Source organism: Streptomyces sp. NPDC038707 (assembly GCF_040636485.1).
In the GTDB taxonomy this organism is placed as follows: domain Bacteria; phylum Actinomycetota; class Actinomycetes; order Streptomycetales; family Streptomycetaceae; genus Streptomyces.
Window position 1 is genome coordinate 64,140 of the sequence record NZ_JBEZUP010000024.1, and the last position, 23,986, is coordinate 88,125.

Sequence of the window (23,986 nt, forward strand, 5' to 3'; positions counted from 1 at the left end):
CTCAGCGGCTCTGCCCTTCGGCCGCGCGGTCCCGTCCCGTCCTGGCCCAGGCGACATGGCCGTCCGGGCGGATCAGCGCGGCACGCACCCCGGCCCAGGCTGACGGCGGCCGGAGGAGGACGCCGGTGTGCCGGACGGTGCCCGGTGCCGAGGATCCGGCGGGCGTGTCCCCGGCGAGGTCGAGCAGGAGCGGGCGGCCCGGGCGCAGCAGGGAGAACAGCCCCTCGGAGCCCTCGACGGCCAGGTCCGGGGCGCGGGTGCCGGTGAGCGGATGGGCGGCCGGGTCCGCGGGCGGGTAGCCGACGGCGAGCCCGGAGACCCGCTCGGCCAGTGTCGCGTTGAGGGCCGGCTGGGCGGCCAGCAGCGCGCTCAACTCCGCGCGCAGCGCGAGCCCTTCCGGTGAGAAGGCCGTCATCAGGGCGGTCTGGGCGCGGCTGCTCTCCAGCAGGCGGGCGCCCACCGGGTGGCGCTCGTCGTGGTAGGAGTCAAGCAGCGTCCCGCCGGCCCGGCCGGCGAGGACGGCCGCGAGCTTCCAGCCGAGGTTGTGCGCGTCCTGGATGCCCACGTTCATGCCCACCCCGCCGGTGGGGAAGTGCTGGTGGGCGGCGTCCCCGGCGAGCAGCACCCGCCCGTCGCGATAGCGGTCGGCCTGCCGGGTGGCGTTGCCGAAGCGGGAGAGCCAGACGGGGTCGCGCAGCCCGAAGTCCCGCCCGGTGATCGCCCGTACCTTGGTCCGCAGTTCGTCCAGGGTGAGGTCGCCCGGCCAGGTGGCGGTCAGGTCGTCCGGGGTGATGCCGACCAGCCGGGTCGGCCCGCCGGGCAGCTGGACGGCCATCAGCCCGCCGGACGGGCCGCAGACGCTGAACCCGGGCGGCGGGGGGCCGTCCAGCCGTACGTCCGCGAGGAAGCCCAGGACGGTGGCGGGTGTGCCGGGGAAGCCGATGCCGGCCGCCGCGCGGACGGTGCTGCGCACTCCGTCGCAGCCGACGGCGTACGCGGCCCGCAGCGCGTACGGCCCCTCGGGGCCCCGTATGTGCACGGTCACCGCGTCCGGGGCCCGTGTCAGGCCGGTGACGCGGTGTCCGCGCAGGAGGCGCGCGCCGAGCGCGAGCGCACGCGCCTCGAGGAACTCCTCCGTCCTGGCCTGCGGGAGCGCCAGCGTGTACGGGAACGGGGTGTCCAGCACCCGGAAGTCCAGCCGGGTGCCGAGCCCGCCGAAATGGCCGCCCGGGAGGGGGGTCCCCGCCTCCAGGAAGGGACCGTGGGCGCCCCGCGACGCCAGGATCTCCAGGGTGCGCGGATGCAGGGTGAGCGCCTTGGAGCGCTGGTCGCGCTCCCGGCGTTCCTCCACGACGGTGACCGTGACCCCGCCCAGCCGCAGTTCGGCGGCGAGCCAGAGCCCGACGGGTCCTCCTCCGGCGATGACGACCTGCTGTTCCACGCCTGCCTCCCTCTTGGTCAGTGACCAATAGTCGTGGGTGCAGTAAACTAGGTCAGTGACCAAGGAGCAAGCGGACGCGGAACGCGGCACCCGGCTGGACGCCGGCGCGGTGGTGCGCACGGCCCTGGAACTGCTGGACGAGAACGGGCTCGACGCCCTGTCCACCCGAGCGGTCGCCGACCGGCTCGGGGTCCGGATGAACACCGTGCTGTGGCATGTGAAGACCAAGGCCCGGCTGCTGGAGCTGATGGCGGACGCCGTCGTCGGGGAGGCCCCGCTCGACCGTCTGCCCGACGCCTGGGACGAGCGGGCACGCGCACTCGTCCGCCGCTACCGCCGCGCCCTGCTCGCCCACCGCGACGGCGCCGCCCTGGTGACCGGCACCTACCCCGCCGAGCCGCACACCCTGCGCTTCGCCGAGGCGCTCGTCGGCGCCCTGCTCGACGGCGGCATGGCCGAACGCGAGGCGGCCTGGACCATGTGGGCCCTGGTCTACTTCACGCTCGGCCTGGCCCAGGAGGAGCAGTCGGCCGCCGCCCGGCCCCGGGACGGAAGCCTGGACCGGGCGGTCTCCGCGGACACCCACCCCGCCCTGTACCGCACCCTGGCCCACCTGGGCGCCGCCTCGTTCGACGCCCGCTTCGAGTTCGGCCTCGACACGATCCTCGCCGGGCCCTGAGGTCAGGCGGGTGTCCGCGGCACCGGCAGGGCACCGGCACCCGGACTCCGCAGCGGGGACAGCAGGTGGGGCAGCGCGCTCAGGGTCATGCCCGCGGCCCCGGCCCACAGGGTCGCGGTGACCCCGAACACGGAACCCGACGCCCCGCCCAGGACACCGCCCAGCGGAAGGCCGGCCCAGGACACGAACCGCGCCGTCGCGCTCATCCGGCCCAGCAACCGGTCCGGCGTCAGCGCCTGTTGCAGGCTCGACTGGGCCACGACCCGGACGACCCCGCCCAGCGACAGCGCCGCGAGCCCGGCCGCCGCCACGTACAGGCTCCAGCCCGGCCGGGCCCACGGCATCAGCGCGGTGAGCGGGCACGTCACCAGCGACGCCAGCCAGATGACCCGGCCCTGCCCCACGCGCGCCGAGACCCTGGTGGCCAGCAGCGCGCCCAGCAGGGCACCGCAGCCCATCCCGGACAGCACCAGGCCGATACCCGACGGCGTCAGCCCCGCCTCCCGCGCCAGGAAGACCAGCAGCATGCTCTGGTACAGCGCCAGGAACAGGTTGAACACCGCGTCGCCCAGCACGACCGCACGCAGGACGGGGTGCCTGAACACGAACCGCACCCCTTCCCCGATCTCCCGGCCCAGCCGGGGACCCGGGCCCGGCTCCGGCCGCGGCTCGCGGGTCCGGACGGTCAGCGCGAGCAGCCCCGACACGGCCATCCCGGCCGCGCTCGCCCCCAGCGCAGCCGGGGCTCCCACCAGGGCGGCCAGCGGCCCGGCCACCGTCGGCCCGCCGATACTCGTCACCGAACGGACCGCCGACAGCTTCGCGTTGCCCTCCAGGAGCCGGTCGCGTCCCACCACGTGCGGGAGGTAACCGGCGTAGGCGACATCGAAGAAGACGGTCAGCACGCCATGGACCAGCGCGACCGCGTAGAGCCACCCGATGGTGAGCGCCCCCGCCCACCACGCCACCGGAACCGTCGACAGGACCAGCGCGCGCAGCAGATCGGCGCCCACCAGCACCCGCCGCTTGCGCGCCCTGTCCACCCACGCGCCGGCCGGCAGCCCGACCAGCAGCGAACCCGCCGTGGTCGCCGCGGCCAGCAGCCCGAGCCGGAACGCGCCGGCGCGCGTCGCCTCCAGCGCGGCCAGCGGCAGCGCCAGGAACACGATGCGGTCGCCCAGTTGACCGAGCGCGGTGGCGGCGAACAGCCGCCCGAAGTCCGGCTCGCGCAGCAGCCCGCGCCGGGACGCCTTGGACATACGAGTCTCCCGTCACCCTCCGTGAGAAATTCCGTCGCCGTGTCCGCGCGGGCTACGGCCGCTCGACGCCGAACTCGTAGACCACTTCCCGGCGCGCGTCCGGGATGACGATGTCGGCGGTCTCCACCGGGCGTCCGTCCGTGTCGAGGATGGTCCGCTCGATCAGCAGCACCAGGTCACCGAGGCTGATCCCCAGCAGATGCGCCTGCTCCCGGGTGGCGCGGGCCGGACGCGGCACCTCGACCACCGTCTCGACGACCACGCCGATGGACCGCATGCGTTCGACCACACCCTTGCCCGCCAGCGGGCCCGTCTCGGGCAGGACGACCGGTGTGCCGCCCGTCAGGGCCATCGGTTCCCAGGACCGGGAGAGCTGTACGGGCTGTCCTCCGGCCAGGAACTCGTAGTGGGTGGTGACGCAGGGGTCGCCCGCACCGATGGCCAGCCGCTCGGCGATCTCCTCGGGGGCGGGCACCCGTACCTGGCTGTGCGCGTCCCAGGCGTCGGCCCGGCCCCGCTCCTTGGTGCCGGCGGGGGAGACACCCCGCCGTTCCCGGTGCCGCGAGCGCACCAGCCGCAGGCGTTCGCGGGGGACCCGCACATAGGTGCCCGAGCCGGCCCGTCCTTCGAGGAGACCCTCGACGATCAGACGGTCCACCGCCCGCTGTACGACGTTGCGCCCCACCCCGATCTCCTGCGCGAACCGCGCCCGGGACGGCAGCCGTTCCCCGACACCCCACTCTCCCGCGAGGATGCGCGCGCGCAGCACGTCGGCCACCGCGAGATACGGTGCCTGTCGGGGCATGAGTCGACCTCCGGTCCGTCCACCGCCCGGCGACCGGCGGTGCCGGCGGGCGTCGTCGGAAAACTAGTGCACCGGATCAAAGCTGCTGGAGCAGCACTACACAGCGCACCCGGCCGCCCGGGGTCAGAGGGCGATCAGACCCGCGGCCGTCTCCCGGAACCCGCAGGCGTCCAGGCAGAACGGGCGCAGGTGTTCCTCGGAATCGACGTGCAGCCACGCGCACCCGGCGGCACGGGCCCCGTCGGCCGCGCGGGCGACCAGCGAGGCACCCACGCCCCGGGACCGGCACGCCGGGGCGACGACCGTGTCCAGGAGGAAGGCGTGGGCGCCGCCGTCCCGGGCGACGTTCACGAAGCCGGCCAGCGTGCCGTCCCGGCGGGCGCAGATTCAGCCCAGACTGCGGCGTTCGACCCGGGCCCGCCAGTCGGCCGTGGCGGCCGGAGGCCCGAAACCGCCGGCACGCAGCGCGTCGAGAGCCGCGTTGTCGAAGTCGCCCCGCCACTCGTAGGTGATCTTCACGCCACCGGATCGTACGCCCCGGCCGGTCGCGGCGCGGACCGGAATGCCGGTCACAGGCCCATGACGTCGAACAGGACGGACGGATCCGGTTCCACCACCCGGCCCAGAGTCTGCTCGGCCCAGATGACCTTGCCCCGGGCCGCGTAGCGGGTCCCCCACAGGTCCGCGAACTGGGAGACGAGGAACAGGCCCCGGCCCCCTTCGTCCGTGCCGGCCGCGCGCCGCAGCCGCGGCGAGGTGTTGCTGCCGTCCGACACCTCGCAGACCAGGGTGCGGCCCAGCAGCAGCCTGACCCGTACGGGCGGGGCGCCGTAGCGGATCGCGTTGGTGAGCAGTTCGCTCAGGATCAGTTCGGTGGCGAACGCCGTCTCCTCCAGCCCCCAGTCGGTCAGCCGCCGGCTCACCTCGCCCCGGACCCGGGGCACGGCCGTCACGTCGAACGGCACGTCCCAGGTCGCCACGCAGGACGGCTTGAGACGCCGGGTACGGGCGACCAGCAGGGCCACGTCGTCGGCGGGACGCTCGGGCAGCATCCGTTCCACCAGCGCACGGCAGGTCTCCTCCGGTGTCCGGTCCGCGTCCGCGACGGTCGAGGCGAGCACCGCCAGGCCCTCGTCGACGTCCCGGCCCCGGCCCTCGATCAGACCGTCGGTGAACAGGACGAGACGGCTGCCCTCGGGCAGCTCCAGCTCACCGGTCTCGAAGGGGTGCCCGCCCACCCCCAGGGGCGGCGACAGGGGCAGGTCCGGGAAGGTCACCCGGCCCTCCGGGTCCACCACGGCGGGCGCCAGATGCCCGGCGCGGGAGACGGTGCAGCGCCCGCAGACCGGGTCGTAGACGGCGTAGAGGCAGGTGGCGCCGGTGAGCGGCACATGATCGTCGTCGGCGGTCGCGGTCTGCGAGTCCAGCCGGGTCACCATCTCGTCCAGGTGCCCGAGCAGCTCGTCCGGGGCGAGGTCCAGCGACGAGAAGTTCAGCACGGCCGTGCGCAGCCGTCCCATGGTCACCGCCGCCTGCATCCCGTGCCCCACGATGTCCCCGACGACGAGCGCCACCCGGAACCCGGGCAGCGGGATGACGTCGAACCAGTCGCCGCCCACGCCCGACCGGGCCGGCAGATAGCGCGAGGCGATCTCCAGCACGTCCTGCTCCGGCAGGCCCACCGGCAGCAGACTGCGCTGCAGCGTGACCGCCATCGTGTGCTCACGGGTGTACCGGCGGGCGTTGTCGATGGCCACGGCCGCCCGGGCGACCAGTTCCTCGGCCACCGCGACGTCCTCCTCCTCGAACCGGGGCGAGCCCGCGCCCCGCCAGAAGTCGGCCATGCCGAGGACCACCCCGCGGGCCCGCAGCGGCACCGTGATCAGCGAGTGGATGCCGTAGTCCAGCACCCGCTCGGCCCCGCCGGAGTCCCGCGCCCGCCAGTCCTGGGCGGTGCGCAAGTCCGGCACCAGGACGGCCTTGCCCCGCCGCAGCGCCGCCGCCATCGGGGTGTCGGCCATCACGAACCGGATCACCTCGCCCACCGGCTGCAAGGGGTGCCCGGTGTGCGCGGTGCGCAGCGCGGTACGGCGCATCTCGCGCACCGCGCTCGTCGGTTCCTCGCCGCGCAGCACCGCGTCCAGCAGCTCCACGGTGACGAAGTCGGCCATGCGCGGCACCGCCACCTCCGACAGCTCCTCGGCCGTGCGCCGCACATCGAGCGTGGTGCCGATCCGCATGCCCGCCTCGTACAGGAACGACAGCCGGCCCCGGGCCAGCTCGGCCTGCCCGGACAGGGCGAGCAGTTCCGTGGTGTCCCGGAACGTGGCCACCAGCCCCGGTGCGTCGCCGTACGGCGCGGTGGGCCGGATGTTCACCGCCAGCAGCCGGTCCCCGGCCCGGATGACCTCGTCGGACGCGGTTTCGCCCGCCTCCAGCAGCCGGGTGAGCCGCGGCCCCAGCCCCAGTTCCGCAACCTGCCGCCGGTCCGCGTCACGGGGCAGGTCCAGCAGCCGGCGCGCCTCGTCGTTGGCGAGCAGCACCCGCCCGTCGCCGCCGAGGATCAGCACCCCCTCGCGCACGGCGTGCAGGACGGCGTCGTGGTGCTCGTACATCCGGGTCATCTCGGCCGGGCCGAGCCCATGGGTCTGCCGCAGCAGCCGGCGGCTGACCAGGGCGGCGCCGCCGGTCGCCAGGACCAGGGCCCCGGCCGCCGTGCCGAGCAGCACCGGCAGCTGCCGGACGAGGACCTCGCCCACGTTCGCGTACTCGATCCCGGCGGTGACGACGCCGACCACGCGTCTGCTCGGGTCCGTCACGGGGACGACGGCGCGCACGGCGTCGGTCGGCTGCCCGTGGAAGGTCTCGGTGAACGACTCTCCCGCGAGCGCCCTGCCGACCCCCTGGGCCTTGGTGCCGATCAGCCCGGGCTCGCGGTCGGTCAGCCGGACCCCGTGCTTGTCCAGCACGGAGACGAAGTCGACGCCGGACCCCTTGCGCACCTCCTCCGCCTTCGGCTGCAGCCGGGCCGTCGGTTCCGGCGCGCGCAGGGCCTGGGCCGTGCCCGGGGCGTGGGCGAAGGCCTCGGCCACCGCCAGCGACCGGTCCCGGGCGCTGCGCTCGGCGTCGTACAGCCCCTGCACCGCCAGGGCGGCGGCCCCCACCGCGACCAGCAGCAGCATGATCAGCGCCTGGAACAGGAAGACCTGGGCGGCGAGCGTGCGGACGCTGAGGGACGGCGAGATCCGGCGCCCGCGAAACGGCCACGGCACTCGTCGGCCGGGCGGATCGGAGGCCCACCGGGTGCCGGGCGGCGGCGCCGCTTTCACCCTTGGACGGCGGAAACGTCCGCTCATCTCCCTTTTCTAGCACTGGAACTCGGTGACCGGCGACCGCTGTGCCGCCGCTCGCGCGCGCCCGGCGCACCGGTGTGGGCCGGGCGGGGGACGGGCTCCGCGCCCGGGGGCGGGCCGTGCGGTGTCAGGGGCCGGCCGTGGCGGAAACATGCCGCCGGGTGGAGCAATCCCCGGTGTGCCCCGCACGGGAGCACCAGGCTGGGGACCTTGTCGTGAGGTCCTGTGATCAGGAGTCCGTGTGCGCAGACCACGTATGCCGAGGCCTGGACACACCGGTCGGGAGCCGGAGGAGGGCGCCGGTGCGCGGACGCGGCTGCCGGAGCGGCCCGCGTGGCTGCGCTGGCTGCCGGTCCTGTACGTCGTCGCCATCCTGCTGCTGGAGCCCGCGACCCCCGTCCAGTGGCCGGTGAGCTTCGTACTGATCGCGCTGCCCCTGGTGACCGCGTTCGCGCACGGTCCGGTGGTCGTCGCCGGCGCCACCGTGTTCGCCGTGTTCCTGGAGGGTGTGCTGGCCGGCACCCCGTGCTGCGCCGGCCGGCCCGTCGGCCATCTCTGGGACCGCTACTACGTGGCCTCCTACGTCTGCACGGCCCTGGTGGGTGTTCTCGGCGCCATCCTGGCCGCGCACCGCACACACCGCGAGCGCACCCTCGCCGACGTGCGTTTCGTGGCCGACATCGCCCAGCGGGTGCTGCTGCGGCCGGTCCCGCACCGGATCGGCGACCTCCTGCTGGACAGCCTCTACCTGTCCGCCACCGCGGAGGCACGCATCGGCGGCGATCTCTACGAGGCCGTCCCCACCCGGTACGGCGTCCGGCTGCTCATCGGTGACGTACGGGGCAAGGGACTGCTCGCGGTGGAGACCGCCGCGGCCCTGCTCGGCGCGTTCCGCGAGGCGGCGCACGACGAACCCGGGCTGCCCGCCCTGGCCGGCCGGGTGGAGACCAGCATGGACCGCAGGGCGGCCCTGTTGGGCGGGAACGAGGTGGGCGAGCGGTTCGTCACCGCCGTCTTCGTCGAGATCCCGCTCGGCGAGCCGGTGCTGCGCGTCGTCAACTGCGGTCATCCGCCGCCCGTCCTCATCCGCTCGGGGGAGGTCCGCGAACTGGACAGCGGGCGGTCGGCGCCGCCGCTCAACCTCGGTGTGCTGGCCGGGGAGCCGTACCACGTCGAGGAGTACGGCTTCCGCCCCGGCGACGAACTGCTGCTGTACACGGACGGCATCACCGAGACCCGTGATGCGGAGGGGTCCTTCTACCCCCTCCTGCACCGCCTGCGCTCCTGGCGCTCGCTGCCGCCGCGGAGCCTCCTGGAACAGCTCCACCACGACCTGCTGGCCTACAGCGGCGACCGGCTCCAGGACGACATCGCGGCGCTCGCGGTCTGCCTCCCGGCCGACGGCCCGACCGCGCAGCCGCCCCGCGACGACCGCGCCGCCGACTGAGCGGGGGCCGCGATCCGGCCGGTCAGAGCGTGGCCAGCAGGGTCTCCACCACGTTCATCAGGGCCGTGCGGTCGGGCTGTACGCGCGCGAGGACCCGCAGTCCGTAGTAACTGGTGAGGACGTGGTGGGTCAGCGTGGCGGCATCCTGGTCGCGGGTGATCTCCCCGCCGCGCTGTCCTTCGGCGAGTGCGGCGCGCAGCGCCCGCTCCACGGTGGTGAAGTGACGGCGCACCTCCTGCGCCACCTCGGGGTCGGTGTTCGCCCTTTCCGTCGAGGCGTTGATGATGAGGCAGCCGGCGGAGGGCGGATTGGCGAGGTCGGTGTCGATCGCCTGCACCATCAGGTTCCGCACCCGCTCCTTGACCGGGCCCGGGCGTCCGAGGAGCTCCGTCTGCACGGCGGTGTTGGTGTCGTAGTAGCGGCGCAGCGCGCGCAGGTACAGCTGCCGCTTGTCGCCGAACGCGTTGGACAGGCTCGACAGGCCCATCCCGGTGGATTCGGCCAGGTCACGGGTGGAGGTCGCCTCGTAGCCACGCCGCCAGAACGTGTGCATGACCGCGGTGAGGGCCTGCGTCTCGTCGAACTTCCTGGGCCTCCCCATGACATCAACCTAACCGTATTGGATCGGTTGCGCAAAAATCCGGGGGAGGAGCGCGGTGGGGACGACCGTCGGGGGCGGGGGCCGTGGCGTCCTCGCCCGGCCCCCGCCGGCGTGGGGGTGCGGGGTCACCCCCGTGCCGCGGACTCCAGGTCCGCGGGGGCGGCGGGACGGCCGCCCTCCACGTGGTGCCGGTCGGTGATCCGCGCGAGGAGAAGGGTGGCCAGCGCGCCGAGCGCGAGCAGCGCGCCGGCCCACATCGGGGCGCGGTAGCCGTAGGCGTCGATGCCCACGCCGGCCAGCCAGGTGCCCACGGTGATGCCCGCGCAGATGGCCGCCGTGTTCATGGTGTTGATCAGCGCCCCGCTGTTGGACAGGTTCATGACGCGTGAAGCCATCGCCGGGTTGAGCGGCAGCCCGGTGAAACCCAGCAGGAACAGGGCGGCGAGGGAGAGCGCCTGGTTGCTCGCCACGAGCGCGTACAGCCCCAGGAGTACCGACAGGACCGCGCCGCCCAGCCACAGCACGCGCATCATGTGCGCGTCGGCCAGCCGCCCGAGGATGATGTTGCCGATGACCGTACCCACGCCGTACAGCACGAACAGCAGCGGGACGATGTCCTCGGAGAAGCCCGCCACCTCGGTCAGCACCGGGGAGAGGTAGGCGAAGGTGGCGAAGACGCCGCCGATCAGCAGGGCATTGGTGGCGAAGGCGCCCCAGAGGCGGCCGCTGCGGAAGACCGACAGCTCCGACCGGATGTCCGGGCCCTCCGGGGCCGGGGTGCGCTCGATGGTGAACAGGACCAGTACGAGGCACAGGGCGACCAGGACGTCCACGGCCCAGAAGGCGGCACGCCATCCCATGAGCCGGTCGATGAAGGTCGCCAGGGGCAGGCCGAAGACGTTGGCCACCATGAAGCCGCCGAAGACGATGGCCAGCGCGCGGCCGGTCTTGTCCGGGGACACGAGGTTGGCGCAGACCGAAGCGGCGAGCCCGAAGAAGGCCGCGGTGGCCAGGGCGGTGACGACGCGGGCGATCACCATGGCCCAGTAGGCGGTGGCCAGGGCGCCGATGGTCTGCCCCACCAGGAACAGCACCATCATCAGGATGAGCGCCGGCTTGCGGGGGGCCCTCATGAGCGTGAGCGTCAGCAGCGGGCCGCCGAAGACCATGCCGAGGGCGAAGACGGTGACCAGGTTGCCCGCGGCGGTGATCGAGACGTCGAGGCCGTCCGAGAGCGACGGGAGCAGCCCGGCCACCATGACCTCCGTCGTGTTGAGACAGAAGATCGCGAGGCCGAGGACGAAGACCGCGAGGGGCATCAGAGGGCCGCCTTCCGGGCGCGGATGACTGACAGCGGCATTTTCAGGACCTTTCAAGTGGGGCGCGTGGTGCGGGCGTTCGGTGCGGAGTGAACGATACACAATTTTGATTCATCTGATCCAAAAACTGTCGTCAGTCTGCCACCCGGTGTGCGCGGTGTCGAGCGGGGGCCGGTCGCGGGGCGCCGGAAGGGGTGCGGACGAAGGCGCCCGGCCGGCCGTACGGGCGAGCAGGCGGGGAGTGGATGGACTTGGCGTCATGGGCCGCTGTTCCGCAGTGCGGGGAGGTCGTTCATGTCCCGCAGCCCTCGTCGCGGTCCCGGTCCGCGCATGCGCCGGCGGATCGCCGAGCACCTCCTCCGGAGGGGGGCGTCCGCGCGGCGCTCGCGGCGTCCGATGCCCATCTCGCCCCGGGCGGACGGACGTTGCCGGGACTCCTGGTCCCGTGCCCGCCGGACCGTACGGGCACCCCCGGGCCGCGGCACTCGCCGGGGAGGCCGAACCGGCCGTACGGCGTCGTCCCGACGCGCTGAACCCGGACGGTTCCGCCGGGCCGCCTGCGCCGGGGAACGCGTCGGCAGCGACGTGCCCGGAGCGTCCGCTCCGCCGGGCCCTGTGCCGTCTGCCGGCACGCACCGGGGCCTCCGGCGGCGGTACGGCACGCGTGCTCGCGGCATGACCCGTCCGCCGCCGAGGTGCGCGACACACCGGCCCAAGTGGCGTATTACTGGGTGGGCTTGCTCGCCACCGCCGCCTGAGGAGCCCGGATGACGGACCGTACGGAGTCGATCGAATCGATGGAGCAGCTCGCCCTGGTCTGGCGGGCCCTGGTGCTCGACCGCGATCCGGACGCCGATGTGCGCGACCTGCCGGGCATCGCCGTCCGCTGGGCCGACTGCCGCTTCGCCTTCTGGAACTGCGTCACCCTGACCGAGACCGACGCGGACCCGGAACTGGTCGGGGAACGCCTGCGCCAGGCGGCGGACATCATGCGGGCGAAGCGGCACCCCGGGTTCCTGTGGCTCTTCGAGGACCTCCTCGGCGCCGACGCCCGCGTCCAGGTCCGGGCCGCGGCCGAGAAGGCCGGGCTCGAGTACGCCTTCCCCGGCACCGGCATGGCCGCAGACCTCCTGCCCCTCCCCGAACCGGCCCACCCGGAGCTGACGTTCGTGCGGGTGAGCACCGACGAACACCTGCGGGCGTACGCCGACCTGAACTCGCGCGCCTACGGCTTCCCGCTGGAGGACGGCCGCGACGGACTCCTCGGCTCCGCCCTGTGGAAGGACCAGGCGCACGCCTACCTCGGCCTGCGCGACGGCACCCCGGTGACCTGCGCCGCTACGGTGGAGGCGGACGGACGGCTGTTCGTCGTGCTGGTCGCCACGGCACCGGAATGGGAACGCCGGGGCTACGGCGAGACGGTGACGCGCAAGGCCCTGTACGAGGGCGCCCGCGCCACCGGCCTGACCCGCGCCACCCTGCACGCGACGGCGGCGGGCGCACCGGTGTACCCCCGGATCGGCTTCCGGCCCAACTCGCCGATGGCCTTCTACGGCCTGAAGCGGTGACCTCCGGCCGTCCCGCCGTGCGCGCACGGCGGGACGGCCGGGCATGTCGTCCGGGTGAGCGGCTCACCGGGCGGCGAGGCGGGCGAACTCCCAGGGGTCGTGCGCGCTGAAGACCGTGACCTCGTCCGCGTGGGCACGCCGGAGGGCGCGGAGGCGGTCGCGGGTCGCGACCCGCGCCGCCGCGTCGGTCTGCGCCCCGTGCTGGACCGGCTCGAGGACGGGGTGGGCGAGCGGCGGGGCGGCGTCGACTTCGCCGTGGTACATGTACGCGTCCCCCGCGTGCAGCAGCCACCGTCCGTCGCCGTCGCGCACGGCCACGCCCGCGTGCCCCGCCGAGTGACCGGGCAGCGGCACCAGCAGCAGTTCGCAGGACAGCCCCTCCGGTCGCACCGCGCCCGGGAAACCGAACCACTCCGCGCCCTCCGCCACCGGCGCCGGTGTCAGCAGCGGGCCGTGCGCCCGGTGCGCCGGCATGTAGCGGACCAGGCTGTGCCGGTGGTGGGCCGCCGCGGGATCGGTGACGGCCCGGTACTCGTCCGGGTGCACATGCACGCGCGCGTGCGGGAAGTCCGGCAGCCCTCCCGTGTGGTCGCGGTGCAGGTGGGTGAGCACGATGTGCCGCACGTCCGCCGCCGCGTACCCGAGCCGTACGACCTGGTGCAGCGCGCTCTGCGCGGGGTCCAGGGCGGGCCGGGCGTACGCCACCCAGTCCGCCCCCAACGACCGGTCCGGATCCCGGACATCGGCGGTGCCGAGACCGGTCTCCACCAGGACCAGCCCGTCCGCGTCCGTCTCGATGAGCAGGCAATGGCAGACGAGGGCCCGTGCCCCCGCCACGGCGCTCGCCCCCGACGACTCCCCGTCCAGCGGTGGAATCTCCCGCAGGGAACCGCAGTTGAGATGATGAATACGCATGGTGCCCCCTACAGCCCGTACGGGCGGGCCGTTCACCACCGACGCTAGGAGGTGCTCTCGTGACTCACCAAACGGTTGGACACCAGCCGCCGGCCGGCCGGGACGGCCCGCTGGCGGACTGCCCGGACGACGCCCTGGTGCCGCCCGGTGACGAACCGCGCTGCCCCGTCGACATCACCCTCGCGGCCCTGGGCGGCCGCTGGACCCCGCTGGTGCTCCGCGAGCTCCTGCGCCGCGGCCAGGCCACCTACACGGAACTGTCCGCCGCCCTGCCCGCCCTCTCGGACAAGGTCCTCTCGGACCGGCTGGCCCAGTTGACCAGGGCGGGTGTCGTCGAGCGCCACCGCATCCCCGGCTGGCCGCCCCGGGTCCGCTATGAGCTGACCGGCCCCGGCCGGGCGCTGGAGCCGGTGCTGCGCGGCATGTGGGAGTGGGGCACCGCGCGCCGCGACACATCCGCCTGACGACCGCCCGCGGTGCGGGTTCCGCCTCACCCGCCGCGTGGACCAGGGCCGGCCGGTCGCACCCGGACCCGGGCCGCCCGCGAAACGGACGGCGGCATTCTGCCCCAGCGCCCCGCACATGCGTTTACGATCAAGCCGCGGCCTCGGGAAAACACCCGACGGCCGGGCAAAGAGGGGGAGTTATGAGCAGCATTTCGAGGCGGTCCCTGATCGGGTACTCGGGGACGGCCGCCGCCGGCGCCGTGATCGCCGGTACGGCCTCGGCGTCGCCGGCCCAGGCCGCCGAGCCCGCTCAGGCCGTCCAGGCCGCGTCGGCGAGCGCGACGACCGACTTCCCCCAGGGGACGCTCTTCGGGGGCCGGTCCGAGCGGGACACCGGCAACGACATGCCCTCCGAGCTGGAGATCAAGTTCAGCGTCGCCAACGCGTCCGAGACGCCGGCGGCCTACGCCGTCACCCCGCAGGAGATCGCCGAAGCGATCAACAAGCTCCTGGCTTCCCGGGGCTGGCCGTCGGTCACCTTCTACGGCACCCCGGCCCCCGCGCCGCTGAACTGATCCGGTCCGGCACCGCCCGCCCGCCTCACCTCCCCGTGACACCGCGATCACCCGGCTGCGAGACTGGCCACGAGGGCCCACGGGAGGTGGGGCGGCGAGGCGGGGGAGGGGAGCCGGCATGGTCGCTGAGCACCGGGTCGTGCCGGGGGCGGGGGCACCCGCCGATGTGTGGATGCTGGTACGGCACCGGCCGACCGCACTGCGCCGGTCCACCCGCGAACTCGCGACCGCGCTCGCCGACGCCCACGGGCCCCGCTTCGCGGTCTGGCACACCGACGAACTCCTCTTCGGCGTCCAGGGCGGGCGGCTGACCCTGCGCACCCTGGGCGGCACGGAGCTGCCCGCCCCCCGGGTGGTGTGCGTGCGCCAGGTCGCCGGCCCCATGCGGGACGACCGTGAGGTGACCCTGCTCCGCCACCTCGCCCGCATGGGCAGCGCCCTCGTCAACACCCTCGACGCGCAGCTAACCTCCCGCAACAAGATGTGGCAGCTGCAGGAACTCGCCCTGGCCGGGCTGCCGGTGCCCGACACCCTCACCTACGCGACGGCACCCCTGGAGGGCGTCGTCCGCAGCCGTGACCTCGGCACGCCGTGCGTGGTGAAGTCGGTGAGCGGCGCGAAGGGCGGGCAGGTCTTCCTCGCCCCCGGCCCGGGCCTGCTGCGGGAGGTGGCCGGCAGCCTCGCCCAGGAGACCCCGTTCCTCTTCCAGGAACACGTGGCCGCGTCGCACGGCCGCACCCTGCGCGTGACCGTGGTCGACGGCGAGCCGGTGGGCGCCGTCCTGCACACCTCCCGCGACGGCGCTCTCGCCGCCAACATCGCCAAGGGCGGCACCGCCACCCTGTGCACGGGCCGCCATCCGCGGGCCGAGGAGCTGGCGGTGCGGGCGGCTCACGTCCTGGGACTGGACATCGCCGGCGTGGACCTGCTGTTCGACGCCGAGGACACCTACACCGTCTGCGAGGTGAACGCCGTGCCGGGCTGGCGCCCCGAGCTGACGGCGGTCGTCCCCGCCATCGCCGCCTGCGTCGCCCGGCGCCTGTCCCGCCAGGGCCGACCCGGCCCGCGCCCGCCGGCCTCGCCGTAGCCGGACGTCCTGCCGCGACCGCGCGCACAACCTCATTCGTGTCCGGGGCAGTTCACGTCCTCGGCCGGCCACCGGACCTCGCCCGTGCCCAGGGTGACCACGGCCCGGGGCCGCATGGCCCCGCGCCGGGACAGGACGAGCACCTCCTCCACCGGAAGCCGCCGGCACACCGAGCCGCGCGGCGCGCTCGGCGGCCGGCTCCCGGTGCAGACGCCCCCACGGTGCCGGTCCGGCGGCGGGGTCCAGGCGGACCGTGGCGCAGTGCCGGTGCCGGAAGAAACGCACACCGGACAGCCGCGCCGGGAACGCCGGGGTGTACGCCGCGGCGGCGCACAGCAGCGGCACGGCCCGCCCGGACTCCTCCTCCGGCACGAACCCGGACAGCGGATTCACCTGCGACGGCCACCGCCGTACCTGCGGATCGTGCTCCCGGCGGATGCCCTGGACGGGCGGCCACAGCGATGACGGCGGGGACCGCGCCACCGCCGTGCGGGGAGTCGGCGCCACCGCGAGCGCGTCCGGCGCTGCCCCCCCCGCCGACGGCCGCGCGCCGGCTGGTTCCCGCGTCGTCTTCGTCCCGCACCCGCCGTCGCAGGCCCGTCGCCCGTCCGTGCCCGGCGCCGTGGCGGCCTCGAGAAGGCCGGGCCGCGCGGCCGGTACGCCCGGGGAACGCCCACGGGCCGGCGGGTGCAAACCGGCCTCCACGGCTCCTGGCGGGGCGGCGGAACCGCGCCGAGGTCTCCGCTGACGCCGCCGGCAGGACCTAGCGGGTGCCGTCGGCGGGGCGGACCTTCTCGACGAACGTCTCGTCCGGGCCGACCGGGCGTCCGTCGCCGGAGCGGATCTCCAGCGGGCTCAGCGGGCGCCCGTCGCGACGGTCGAGGAGCCGCGAGTGCGCTTCCCCCGGGGCGAAGCAGTGGGACTCGCCCCACTGGCGCAGCGCGACGATCACGGGGAAGAGGGCGCGGCCCTTCTCCGTGAGCGCGTACTCCCGGTAGGGGCTGCCGTCGGAGGCCGGCACGGTCTCCATCACCCCGGCCCGCTCCAGCGCGCGCAGCCGTGTGGCGAGGATGTTCTTGGCGATCCCCAGACTGCGCTGGAACTGGCCGAAGCGGCGGCTGCCGTCGAAGGCGTCCCGCACGATCAGCAGGGACCACCAGTCGCCGATCGCGTCGGTCGACCGGGCGACGGGGCAGGGGTCGGCGTCGAGCCGGGTACGGGCGACCATCGGGCTCTCCTCCTTCACGTCCGGTTGCAACATGCTACCAGTGCCGCCTAGAGTCCGTCAGGTAGCAACTTGCAACCACCTGGGGAGGGTGCCGTATGCCGAGCGACTGCTCCACGGCGAGCGGACGGACGACCGGGAACGCCGCGCCCGGACCGCCCGCCGTGCCGCCCGCACATCTGGTCCCGATCTTCGCCGTCGCCTGCGGCAGCGCGGTGGCCAACGTGTACTTCGCCCAGCCCCTGCTGGTCACCCTCGGCGAACGGTTCGCGCTCGGCTCCGGCCTGCTCGGCGCCCTCGTCACCGTGACCCAGCTCGGCTACGCGGCGGGCCTGTTCCTGCTGGTCCCGCTCGGCGACCTGGTCGACCGCCGGAGGCTGATCACACTCCAGCTCGGTCTGCTCGCCGCCGCTCTGCTGGCGGTCGGCCTGGCACCCGGGACCGCCGTGCTGCTCGCCGCCCTCGCGGCGGTCGGCGCGCTCGCCGTCGTCGCCCAGACGATGGTCGCCGCGGCGGCCCACCTCGCCGCTCCCGCCCTACGGGGACGGGTCGTCGGGGCCGTCACCAGCGGGATCATCACCGGCATCCTGCTGGCCCGCACGGCGGCGGGCGTCCTGGCCGACCTGGCCGGATGGCGGGCCGTCTACCTCTGCTCGGCCGCCCTCACCGCCACGCTCGCCGTACTGCTGCGCCGCGCCCTGCCGGCCGGTCCGCCGCCGGCGGCCCGCCTGCCGTACCGGCGCCTGCTCGCCTCCACCGTGACCCTGTTCGCCCGCAACCGCCTGCTGCGGGTGCGCGGCGCGCTCGCGCTCCTCGTCTTCGCCGCCTTCAGCACCCTGTGGAGCAGCGTCGTCCAGCCCCTCAGCGGCCCCCCGTGGTCGCTGTCGCACACCGGGATCGGCGCGTTCGGCCTCGCCGGGGCGGCCGGTGCGCTGGCCGCGGGCATCGCCGGCCGCTGGAACGACCGCGGGCTCGCCCAGCGCACCACCGGCACCGCCCTGGTCCTGCTCGCCCTGTCATGGCTCCCGCTGGCGTTCACCCGGCAGTCGCTGTGGGCGCTGGCCGCCGGAACGGTCCTGCTGGACTTCGCCGTCCAGGCCGCGCACGTCACCAACCAGACCCTCGTCCACGCGGTGCGCCCGGACGCGGGGAGCAGGATCATCGGCGGTTACATGATCTTCTACTCGGCCGGCAGCGCCCTCGGCGCCACCGGCTCCTCACTGGTGTACGCGGCGGCGGGATGGACCGGGGTGTGCGCCCTCGGAGCGGCCTTCAGCTGCGCCGCCCTGCTGCTGTGGGCGACGACCCGCACGCGGTGAGCCCGCCGCCCCTCCGCGGGCCGCCGCGTCCCGCTCGGCGGGCAGGCCCGCCTCCAGTCCGTCCCGCAGCCGGGTGAGCCGCTCGATCTCCGCGTCGAGCGCGGCGATCCGCCGCTCCACCACCGCCTCCCCCACGACCCCCGGCCCGCCGCTGTCCGCCGCCGTCGCCCCGCACCGCGGCGGCGGGTACACGGCGAGCAGGGGGAGCCGGCCCGCGATGCCCCGCAGATCCTCGACCGTGAGCCCGAGGGCGAGCAGCTCCCGGATGACGCGGAGCACGGCGAGTTCACGCCGGCCGTAGTCCCGCTGCCCCGACGGGGTGCGGGGCGGCGGGGGCAGCAGGCCGCGCTGTTCGTAGAAACGCAGCGCCCTGGGTGTCGTCCCCACGGCCGCCGCCGCGTCGCCGATCCGCATGATGTGTGCCTCCCGCCGTCCGTGGCAGCGGTCGTCAGCCATGGTCCGGCAACTCCACGACGACCGTGCCCACTCGCTGCCCCTCGATCAGTTCCCGCAACGCCCGGGGAGCGCTGTCGATGCCCGTGATCCGGGTCAGGGGGAGGCGGATCCGGCCGGACCGCAGCCAGTCGGCGAGCCGCGCGGTCCACTCCTCCCGCACACCGGGATGCTCGGTGCCGAGGTATCCCCGCACCGACACACCCTTGACGATCAGCCGGAAGGTGTCGATCTCCGCCGGGGCGCTCGCGCCGGAGCCGTCCGCCGCCAGCTGCCCGGACAGCGCCCCGACCAGGGCGAACCGGGCGCCCTGCCGGGCCGCGTCCACCGCCGCGGTGAGCTGTGTGCCGCCCACGGTGTCGAGGAGCACGTCGATGCCGTCCGGCGCGGCCTCGGCGAGCCGGCCGGCGAAGGCCCGGTACGCCTCCCGCGAGCCGCCCGCGCCCCGCGCCTCCCGCCAGGACCCGGCGGTCAGCACCGTGTCGTAGCCCAGCTCGGAGACGAGCCGCCCGGCCTTCCCAGGGGTACCGGTGGTGCCGATCACCCGGGAGGCGCCCAGCAGCCGGGCGATCTGCCCCGCCAGCGACCCCACTCCGCCGGCGGCGCCGGTGACCAGGACGACATCCCCCTCGCGCACGCGGGCGACCCGGGTCAGCGCCCCGTAGGCCGCGGAGCCGGACGCCAGCTCGGCGACCGGGTCGGGCAGGGCCGGATCGACCCTGGCGCACTCCGCCGCGGGTACGAGGGCGTACTCACGCCACCCGAGCAGGTGCGTCACCAGATCGCCCGGGCGCAGCGGGCTGTCCGGCGGGGCGAGGACCACCTCGCCGACGGCCGGCCCGTACAACGTGTCTCCCGGGTGCAGCACGGGCACCGGCGTGTCCCTCGCCGTCCCGCCGAGGAGGGTGCGCAGTCCGCCGTGGACCAGGAACTGCCGGTTGCGGACGAGCACCTGGCCGGGTTCCGGGGCGTCCACCACCGGAACCTCGGCGAGGGCGAAGTCCTCGGGTGCGGGCAGCCCCTCGGGCCGGGTGGCGAGCCGTATCTCGCGGCTGATCCGCTGCGGGAGCGACGTCATACGTGACCTCCTGGGGCAGTGGCGGGACGCCCACGCGTCCCGGCGGCCGGGACCCGGTGGCCCCGGCCGGTCGAGCGCGCACACGCTAAACCCTGACCCGCACGTCAAAGGCAAGGCCGCCCGCCCCGAGCGGCCGGCCGGTCGCCTGGCACCCGGTCCCGGACCGCGCCCCACCGGCGCGGGGTGCCTCCGGTCGGTCTTGACCGCGCCCCACCGGTGCGGGGTGCCTCCGGTCGGTCCTGGCGCGCCCCCGTCCGCCGGAGCGGCGCGGGTCCGTCCGGGAGGGTACGGCGGCGGGCCCGGGGGCTCGGCGGCGCCGTACCCGGAGAGAAGGCGCCGGGCGGCCCGATGCCCCTGCCGCCCGATTCCCCTGCCGTACGAACACCGCCCGCGGGCATCGGCGCGCGCCTCGCCGACGGTGGCGGCGGGGCTGCGGCTCGACGGGACGGCGTCCACGCGTGGAACTTCACCGCGGCCGGGGACGGCGTCCGCGTGCGCACCGAGGAGGCCCGCTCCGGCGTCCTGCTCGACATGGACGTGCCCACCGCGACCGATCTGCCGCGCCAGAGTCCCGAAGCCTGGCTGCGCGACCTGGAGACCGCCGCCGAGGCCCGTGACCGAGCCGGTTCCGCGTCCCCGCCGCTCACCCCGGCCGGGACCCGCCCCACGGAAGGCGGGCGCCGTGCTCGCCGCGTCCGAACGCATCTCCAGATCGGTGGCCGGCGTGGCCGGTCGGGCGGCACCGGGATGGCCCAGCGGGCCGCCGCACCCGCCCGTAGGGGACCGTCACCGAGACGTTCCACGGACCTGACGGGGGACGGCCGCGAGGGCCAGTGCTCCGCATCGGTCCGGAGCCGCCACCCCGTGCGCAGGGGCGCGTGGATCAGGGGCGGCCGAGGACCACGTCAGACCTCGTCCGGTTGCGGGAGAGGTCCACGAGAGGACCGGTCACCGCCTCGGTGACCACGGCCTTCGTCATGGTCGCGGAGCTGCTCGGCCGACGGGCCCTCAGGCCGCGGCCACCTCGTCGGCGATCGTGCGCTCCTCGCCCGCCGGGTGCGTCACGTGGTGGACGAGCGCCGCGAGCAGACCGCCGACCAGGGGCGCGACGATGAACAACCACAGCTGCGACAGCGCGGAACCACCGGCGAACAGGGCCGGGCCGAGGCTGCGCGCCGGATTGACCGACGTGCCGGTCAGCGGGATGCCGATGAGGTGGATGACGGCGAGGGCGATGCCGATCGGCAGGCCGTCGAAGCCGACGACCGCGACCCGGTGCGTCACCCCGAGCACCACGAACACGAGGAGGAAGGTGAGGACGACCTCGGCGAGGAACGCGCCGCCGGTGTTGATGTGCACCAGGGACCGGTCCCCGTAGCCGTTGCTGCCGAAGGCGCCGTCGGCGTGGAAGCCGGGCACCTGCTCGGCGAGCAGGAGGAGCAGGGCCGCCCCGGCGATGCCGCCGAGGAACTGCGCGATCCAGTAGCCGATCGCGGTGGCCATGTCGATGCGGCGGGCGCACAGCATGCCCAGGGTCACCGCCGGATTGACGTGGCACCCGGAGATCGGCCCGAGCGCGTAGGCGAGGGCGAGCAGCACGAACCCGAAGGCCAGCGCGATCCCCAGGGTGCCGATGAACTCGACCGCCAGAACCGCGCAGCCCACGGCGAAGAAGACCAGTAGCAGAGTGCCGAGGAACTCCGACACCAGCGCTCGGGTGCGCATCGCCATCGCCATCACCTCACCTTCATCGATGTCGTCCGTCTCGTAAGGAGAGCTTCGGCCGGACGGGGTACGCGCGCCCGTCGGAGGGCCGTGGTACAGGGCCGAAGGAGTGACGGACGGGCCTCGTCGGCGACACGGGAACTCCCGCGCGAAGAAGCCGGCGACCGACCGAGCAGGCACGCGGGCCGCTCCGGGGCACTGGGCCTTAGGATGTCACTTCTTTGGTATACCAATATCTGTCGGTCCGCGCCTCACTCGGTGTGGATCTTCTGAGGAGAAAGCGCGCAACGGTCGGGTATCAACGGAACGCCGGGGTCGCTGGCCCCTGTTGCGTCCGAGGGTTTTGGGATACAAAACGAGAGCCAGTTGCTCCTCACCTGGACACCGGAGACGTCATGTGTCTTGAGCCCGTCCCTCCGCCTTCGGGCCGCCTCACGCGGCGCGGCGTGCTCGCCGGCGCCGCTGCTCTCGCGGGAACCGCGGCGGCTCTCTCCGCGGCGGGACCCGCCGCCGCGGCGCCCGGCCGGCCCGGCGCACCGGGCGGCAGCGTACGGCGGCCTGGTGACCGAGGACGCGGTCGTCGTGATCCGCTCGGGCGCGGTGGACCGGGCGGGCCCGCGCCCGGGCGGAGCCGCCCCCGCGGGCCTGCCCCGGCTGGACGCCCGGGGACAGCGGGTGTCGCCGGCGCTGGTCGGTGCGCACATCCACCTCGGCACCGTCGGCGAGTCGACGTGAACGTGGCCCGGGGCGCCGATGTGATCAAGACGCGTGTGAACGAGCGCGCCGGCCTGCCCGACCAGGCCCCGCTGACCCAGGTGTACTCCTACGAGCAACTGGCCGAGGCCACAGTCACAGCGAACGGGGCTGCCACGACGCGGTCCGCGCCTCGCCGAGTCGTCCGACCCGGCGCCGGCCGAGCGGGGCCGCACTTGTCCGCCCGTCCCCGAGGCCGCCGTCCTGGCCGCCCACGAGGTGGGTGCCCCTGGTCGCGGGCACGGACTCGGCCGGCGGCGAGGTGACCCCCGTCGGACACGAGGTCGCCCTCATGCACGCCACCGGGCTGTCACCGCTGGACGCGATCCGCACGGCCGCCACCAACGCGGCTCGGCTGCCCGGGCTCGCCGGCACCGTCGGCCGGCCGGCACCTGGGTGTGCGGGCGACGTCCTCGTCGCCGGCGCCGATCCGCTGAGCGATGTCTCGACGCTGTCCCGGCCCGTGCGCGTCGTACGGGCCGGCCGGATCTGCTGAACCTTCTCGCCGCACCGGGGTGCCCGAGAGGCACCTCGCGTCTCGCACTCACCCGAAGGAGCACCCCCATGACACCCGTTCCCTCATCGCCGTCCCGGCGCGCCGTGCTCGCCACCGCGGCCGCCGCCGGCGCGGTGCTGTCCGCAGGTGCGGCACCGGCCGCGGCCGACGGGCGCAAGCGCCCCCGCAGGGCGGTGGTCTTCCGGAACGTGCGGCCCTTCGGGGCCGGCGAGCCCGTGGACCTCACCGTCGTCGACGGCCGGATCAGCGACCGCCCGGCCCCCGGGAACGCGGAGGTGGTCGACGGCGGCGGGCGTATCGCCCTGCCGTCCCTGGTCGACGCGCACATCCATCCCGACAAGACGTCATGGGGCGGGTCCTGGGTGTCGCGCGAACCCGCGGCCACCATCGCGGACTACGTGGCGCAGGACGTCGAACTGTTCGACAGTCAGAGCCGGAGCGTGGCGGAGCGGGCATACGGCCTCATGGCGCACGCCGTGACGCGGGGCACCCGCGCGATGCGGGCCCACGCCGACGTGGCTCCCGCCTACGGACTGGCCGGCGTGGAGGGCATCGCCGAGGCGCGCGAGCGGCTCGCGCACGCGCTGGACGTGCAGCTCGTCGCCTTTCCGCAGCACGGTGTCGTCCGTGCCCCGGGAACCGCCGCCCTGCTCGAAGAGGCCGCGCGGAGCGGCGCCGTGGACCTCGTCGGCGGCATCGACCCGGTCAGTTTCGACCGAGCCCGCAAAGAACAGCTCGATCTCGTCTTCGGGTTGGCGGACCGTTACGGCGTCGGCGTCGACATCCATCTCCACGACACCGACGACAAGGGTGTGACGGTGCTGCGCGACATCATCGACCGCACCCGGGCCCTGTCCTTGCAGGGCAAGGTCACCGTCAGCCACGTCTTCTGCCTGCCCGGACTGCCCGACGCGGAACTCGGCGCACTCGCCGAGCGATTGGGCGAGCTGGACATCTCCCTGACCACGGTGGCGCCGAGCCGGGACCTCGTTCTGCCCGTTGCCCGGCTGCGCCGGCACGGTGTCAAGGTGGGACTGGGCTCGGACGGAGTGCGCGATGCCTGGAGCCCCTTCGGCAACGCGGACATGATGCATCGCGCGCACATCCTCGGCTGGGTGACGGACATGCGTCTCGACGAGGAACTGTCCTCCTGCTACGAGACCGCCGGCCACGGGGGTTCCGACGTCCTGGGCCTGCCCCGGGCCGACCTGACGCCCGGCAGCCCGGCCGACTTCGTCCTGGTGCGGGGCGAGTGCGTGCCGCAGGTCGTGGTCGACCTGCCGCAGCGGGACATGGTGGTGCGCGGCGGGACCGTCGTGGCCCGCGACGGCCGGCTCGTCTGAGGGCGCGTCGTACGCGCCAGGGGGCCGTCCGGTCCGTGTGAGGAGTGCCTTCCGACCGTGCCCGACCGGGCCGGGCGG

At 74.7% G+C, this 23,986-nt stretch carries 18 protein-coding genes and 4 pseudogenes; 9 read left to right on the top strand and 13 right to left on the bottom strand.

Features of this window, described 5'->3' with window-relative positions; all coding sequences use genetic code 11:
• Nucleotide 1: 1 nt before the first annotated feature.
• Entirely contained in the window at nt 2-1,441 is a 1,440-nt protein-coding gene (locus AB0E62_RS27685; protein WP_362199364.1) for an FAD-dependent monooxygenase, read from the bottom strand.
• A gap of 55 nt (nt 1,442-1,496) precedes the next feature.
• On the opposite strand from AB0E62_RS27685, the gene AB0E62_RS27690 reads away from it, so the two are divergent.
• The gene (locus tag AB0E62_RS27690; protein WP_362199367.1) at nt 1,497-2,120 is read left to right on the top strand and encodes a TetR/AcrR family transcriptional regulator C-terminal domain-containing protein; all 624 of its coding nucleotides are present in this window, start codon (nt 1,497-1,499) and stop codon (nt 2,118-2,120) included.
• A 2-nt stretch (nt 2,121-2,122) separates the two neighbouring features.
• Here AB0E62_RS27690 and AB0E62_RS27695 read toward each other — a convergent pair whose 3' ends face one another.
• The 4 genes and pseudogenes from AB0E62_RS27695 to AB0E62_RS27710 all read right to left on the bottom strand — a co-directional run bounded on the left by AB0E62_RS27695 (nt 2,123) and on the right by AB0E62_RS27710 (nt 7,366).
• On the bottom strand, nt 2,123-3,379 hold the full coding sequence (locus tag AB0E62_RS27695; RefSeq protein ID WP_362199370.1) for an MFS transporter: 1,257 nt from the start codon (nt 3,377-3,379) through the stop codon (nt 2,123-2,125).
• 52 nt (nt 3,380-3,431) lie between these two features.
• Nucleotides 3,432-4,184, bottom strand: coding sequence for a GntR family transcriptional regulator (locus AB0E62_RS27700; protein ID WP_362199373.1), 753 nt, complete (start codon nt 4,182-4,184; stop codon nt 3,432-3,434).
• A 123-nt stretch (nt 4,185-4,307) separates the two neighbouring features.
• Nucleotides 4,308-4,703 (bottom strand): annotated as a pseudogene (locus AB0E62_RS27705) (GNAT family N-acetyltransferase).
• Between the two features lie 50 nt (nt 4,704-4,753).
• Nucleotides 4,754-7,366 carry a SpoIIE family protein phosphatase gene (locus tag AB0E62_RS27710; RefSeq protein ID WP_362199476.1) on the bottom strand — a complete coding sequence of 871 codons (2,613 nt, stop codon included), beginning with the start codon at nt 7,364-7,366 and terminating at the stop codon, nt 4,754-4,756.
• Between the two features lie 412 nt (nt 7,367-7,778).
• On the opposite strand from AB0E62_RS27710, the gene AB0E62_RS27715 reads away from it, so the two are divergent.
• Nucleotides 7,779-8,984 (top strand): PP2C family protein-serine/threonine phosphatase, encoded by a 1,206-nt coding sequence (locus AB0E62_RS27715; RefSeq protein ID WP_362199376.1) that lies wholly within the window; start codon nt 7,779-7,781, stop codon nt 8,982-8,984.
• A 22-nt stretch (nt 8,985-9,006) separates the two neighbouring features.
• On the opposite strand, the gene AB0E62_RS27720 is transcribed toward AB0E62_RS27715, so the two are convergent.
• Together AB0E62_RS27720 and AB0E62_RS27725 are read right to left on the bottom strand one after the other, a co-directional pair.
• Nucleotides 9,007-9,585: a TetR/AcrR family transcriptional regulator gene (locus AB0E62_RS27720; RefSeq protein ID WP_362199379.1), complete on the bottom strand. Its 579-nt coding sequence runs from the start codon at nt 9,583-9,585 to the stop codon at nt 9,007-9,009.
• 125 nt (nt 9,586-9,710) lie between these two features.
• The gene (locus AB0E62_RS27725; RefSeq protein ID WP_362199382.1) at nt 9,711-10,904 is read right to left on the bottom strand and encodes an MFS transporter; all 1,194 of its coding nucleotides are present in this window, start codon (nt 10,902-10,904) and stop codon (nt 9,711-9,713) included.
• Between the two features lie 767 nt (nt 10,905-11,671).
• Here AB0E62_RS27725 and AB0E62_RS27730 point away from each other — a divergent pair.
• Nucleotides 11,672-12,472, top strand: a complete 801-nt coding sequence (locus AB0E62_RS27730) for a GNAT family N-acetyltransferase (RefSeq protein WP_362199385.1) — start codon at nt 11,672-11,674, stop codon at nt 12,470-12,472.
• 63 nt (nt 12,473-12,535) lie between these two features.
• Here the strand turns inward: AB0E62_RS27730 and AB0E62_RS27735 are convergent, their stop codons facing one another.
• Nucleotides 12,536-13,387 (bottom strand): MBL fold metallo-hydrolase, encoded by an 852-nt coding sequence (locus tag AB0E62_RS27735; RefSeq protein WP_362199388.1) that lies wholly within the window; start codon nt 13,385-13,387, stop codon nt 12,536-12,538.
• A 59-nt stretch (nt 13,388-13,446) separates the two neighbouring features.
• Between AB0E62_RS27735 and AB0E62_RS27740 the strand changes: the two genes are divergently transcribed.
• From AB0E62_RS27740 to AB0E62_RS27750, 3 genes are all read left to right on the top strand, one after another.
• Nucleotides 13,447-13,851 carry a helix-turn-helix domain-containing protein gene (locus AB0E62_RS27740; protein ID WP_362199390.1) on the top strand — a complete coding sequence of 135 codons (405 nt, stop codon included), beginning with the start codon at nt 13,447-13,449 and terminating at the stop codon, nt 13,849-13,851.
• A gap of 182 nt (nt 13,852-14,033) precedes the next feature.
• Nucleotides 14,034-14,408, top strand: a complete 375-nt coding sequence (locus AB0E62_RS27745; RefSeq protein ID WP_362199392.1) for a hypothetical protein — start codon at nt 14,034-14,036, stop codon at nt 14,406-14,408.
• 118 nt (nt 14,409-14,526) lie between these two features.
• The gene (locus tag AB0E62_RS27750; protein ID WP_362199394.1) at nt 14,527-15,495 is read left to right on the top strand and encodes a RimK family alpha-L-glutamate ligase; all 969 of its coding nucleotides are present in this window, start codon (nt 14,527-14,529) and stop codon (nt 15,493-15,495) included.
• A gap of 258 nt (nt 15,496-15,753) precedes the next feature.
• Here AB0E62_RS27750 and AB0E62_RS27755 read toward each other — a convergent pair.
• Nucleotides 15,754-16,200 (bottom strand): annotated as a pseudogene (locus AB0E62_RS27755) (2'-5' RNA ligase family protein); the annotation flags it as partial.
• Nucleotides 16,201-16,258: 58 nt separating this feature from the next.
• Nucleotides 16,259-16,723, bottom strand: a complete 465-nt coding sequence (locus tag AB0E62_RS27760; protein WP_362199479.1) for a helix-turn-helix domain-containing protein — start codon at nt 16,721-16,723, stop codon at nt 16,259-16,261.
• Between the two features lie 95 nt (nt 16,724-16,818).
• On the opposite strand from AB0E62_RS27760, the gene AB0E62_RS27765 reads away from it, so the two are divergent.
• Nucleotides 16,819-18,039 (top strand): MFS transporter, encoded by a 1,221-nt coding sequence (locus AB0E62_RS27765; protein ID WP_362199397.1) that lies wholly within the window; start codon nt 16,819-16,821, stop codon nt 18,037-18,039.
• A gap of 54 nt (nt 18,040-18,093) precedes the next feature.
• Here the strand turns inward: AB0E62_RS27765 and AB0E62_RS27770 are convergent.
• From AB0E62_RS27770 to AB0E62_RS27780, 3 genes and pseudogenes are all read right to left on the bottom strand, one after another.
• Nucleotides 18,094-18,453 (bottom strand): annotated as a pseudogene (locus AB0E62_RS27770) (MerR family transcriptional regulator); the annotation flags it as partial.
• A gap of 34 nt (nt 18,454-18,487) precedes the next feature.
• On the bottom strand, nt 18,488-19,570 hold the full coding sequence (locus tag AB0E62_RS27775; RefSeq protein ID WP_362199400.1) for an NADP-dependent oxidoreductase: 1,083 nt from the start codon (nt 19,568-19,570) through the stop codon (nt 18,488-18,490).
• A gap of 1,008 nt (nt 19,571-20,578) precedes the next feature.
• Nucleotides 20,579-21,295, bottom strand: a complete 717-nt coding sequence (locus AB0E62_RS27780; RefSeq protein ID WP_362199482.1) for an MIP family channel protein — start codon at nt 21,293-21,295, stop codon at nt 20,579-20,581.
• Between the two features lie 395 nt (nt 21,296-21,690).
• Between AB0E62_RS27780 and AB0E62_RS27785 the strand changes: the two are divergent.
• Nucleotides 21,691-22,544 (top strand): annotated as a pseudogene (locus AB0E62_RS27785) (amidohydrolase family protein).
• A gap of 68 nt (nt 22,545-22,612) precedes the next feature.
• On the top strand, nt 22,613-23,908 hold the full coding sequence (locus AB0E62_RS27790) for an amidohydrolase family protein (RefSeq protein WP_362199403.1): 1,296 nt from the start codon (nt 22,613-22,615) through the stop codon (nt 23,906-23,908).
• Nucleotides 23,909-23,986 lie beyond the last annotated feature (78 nt).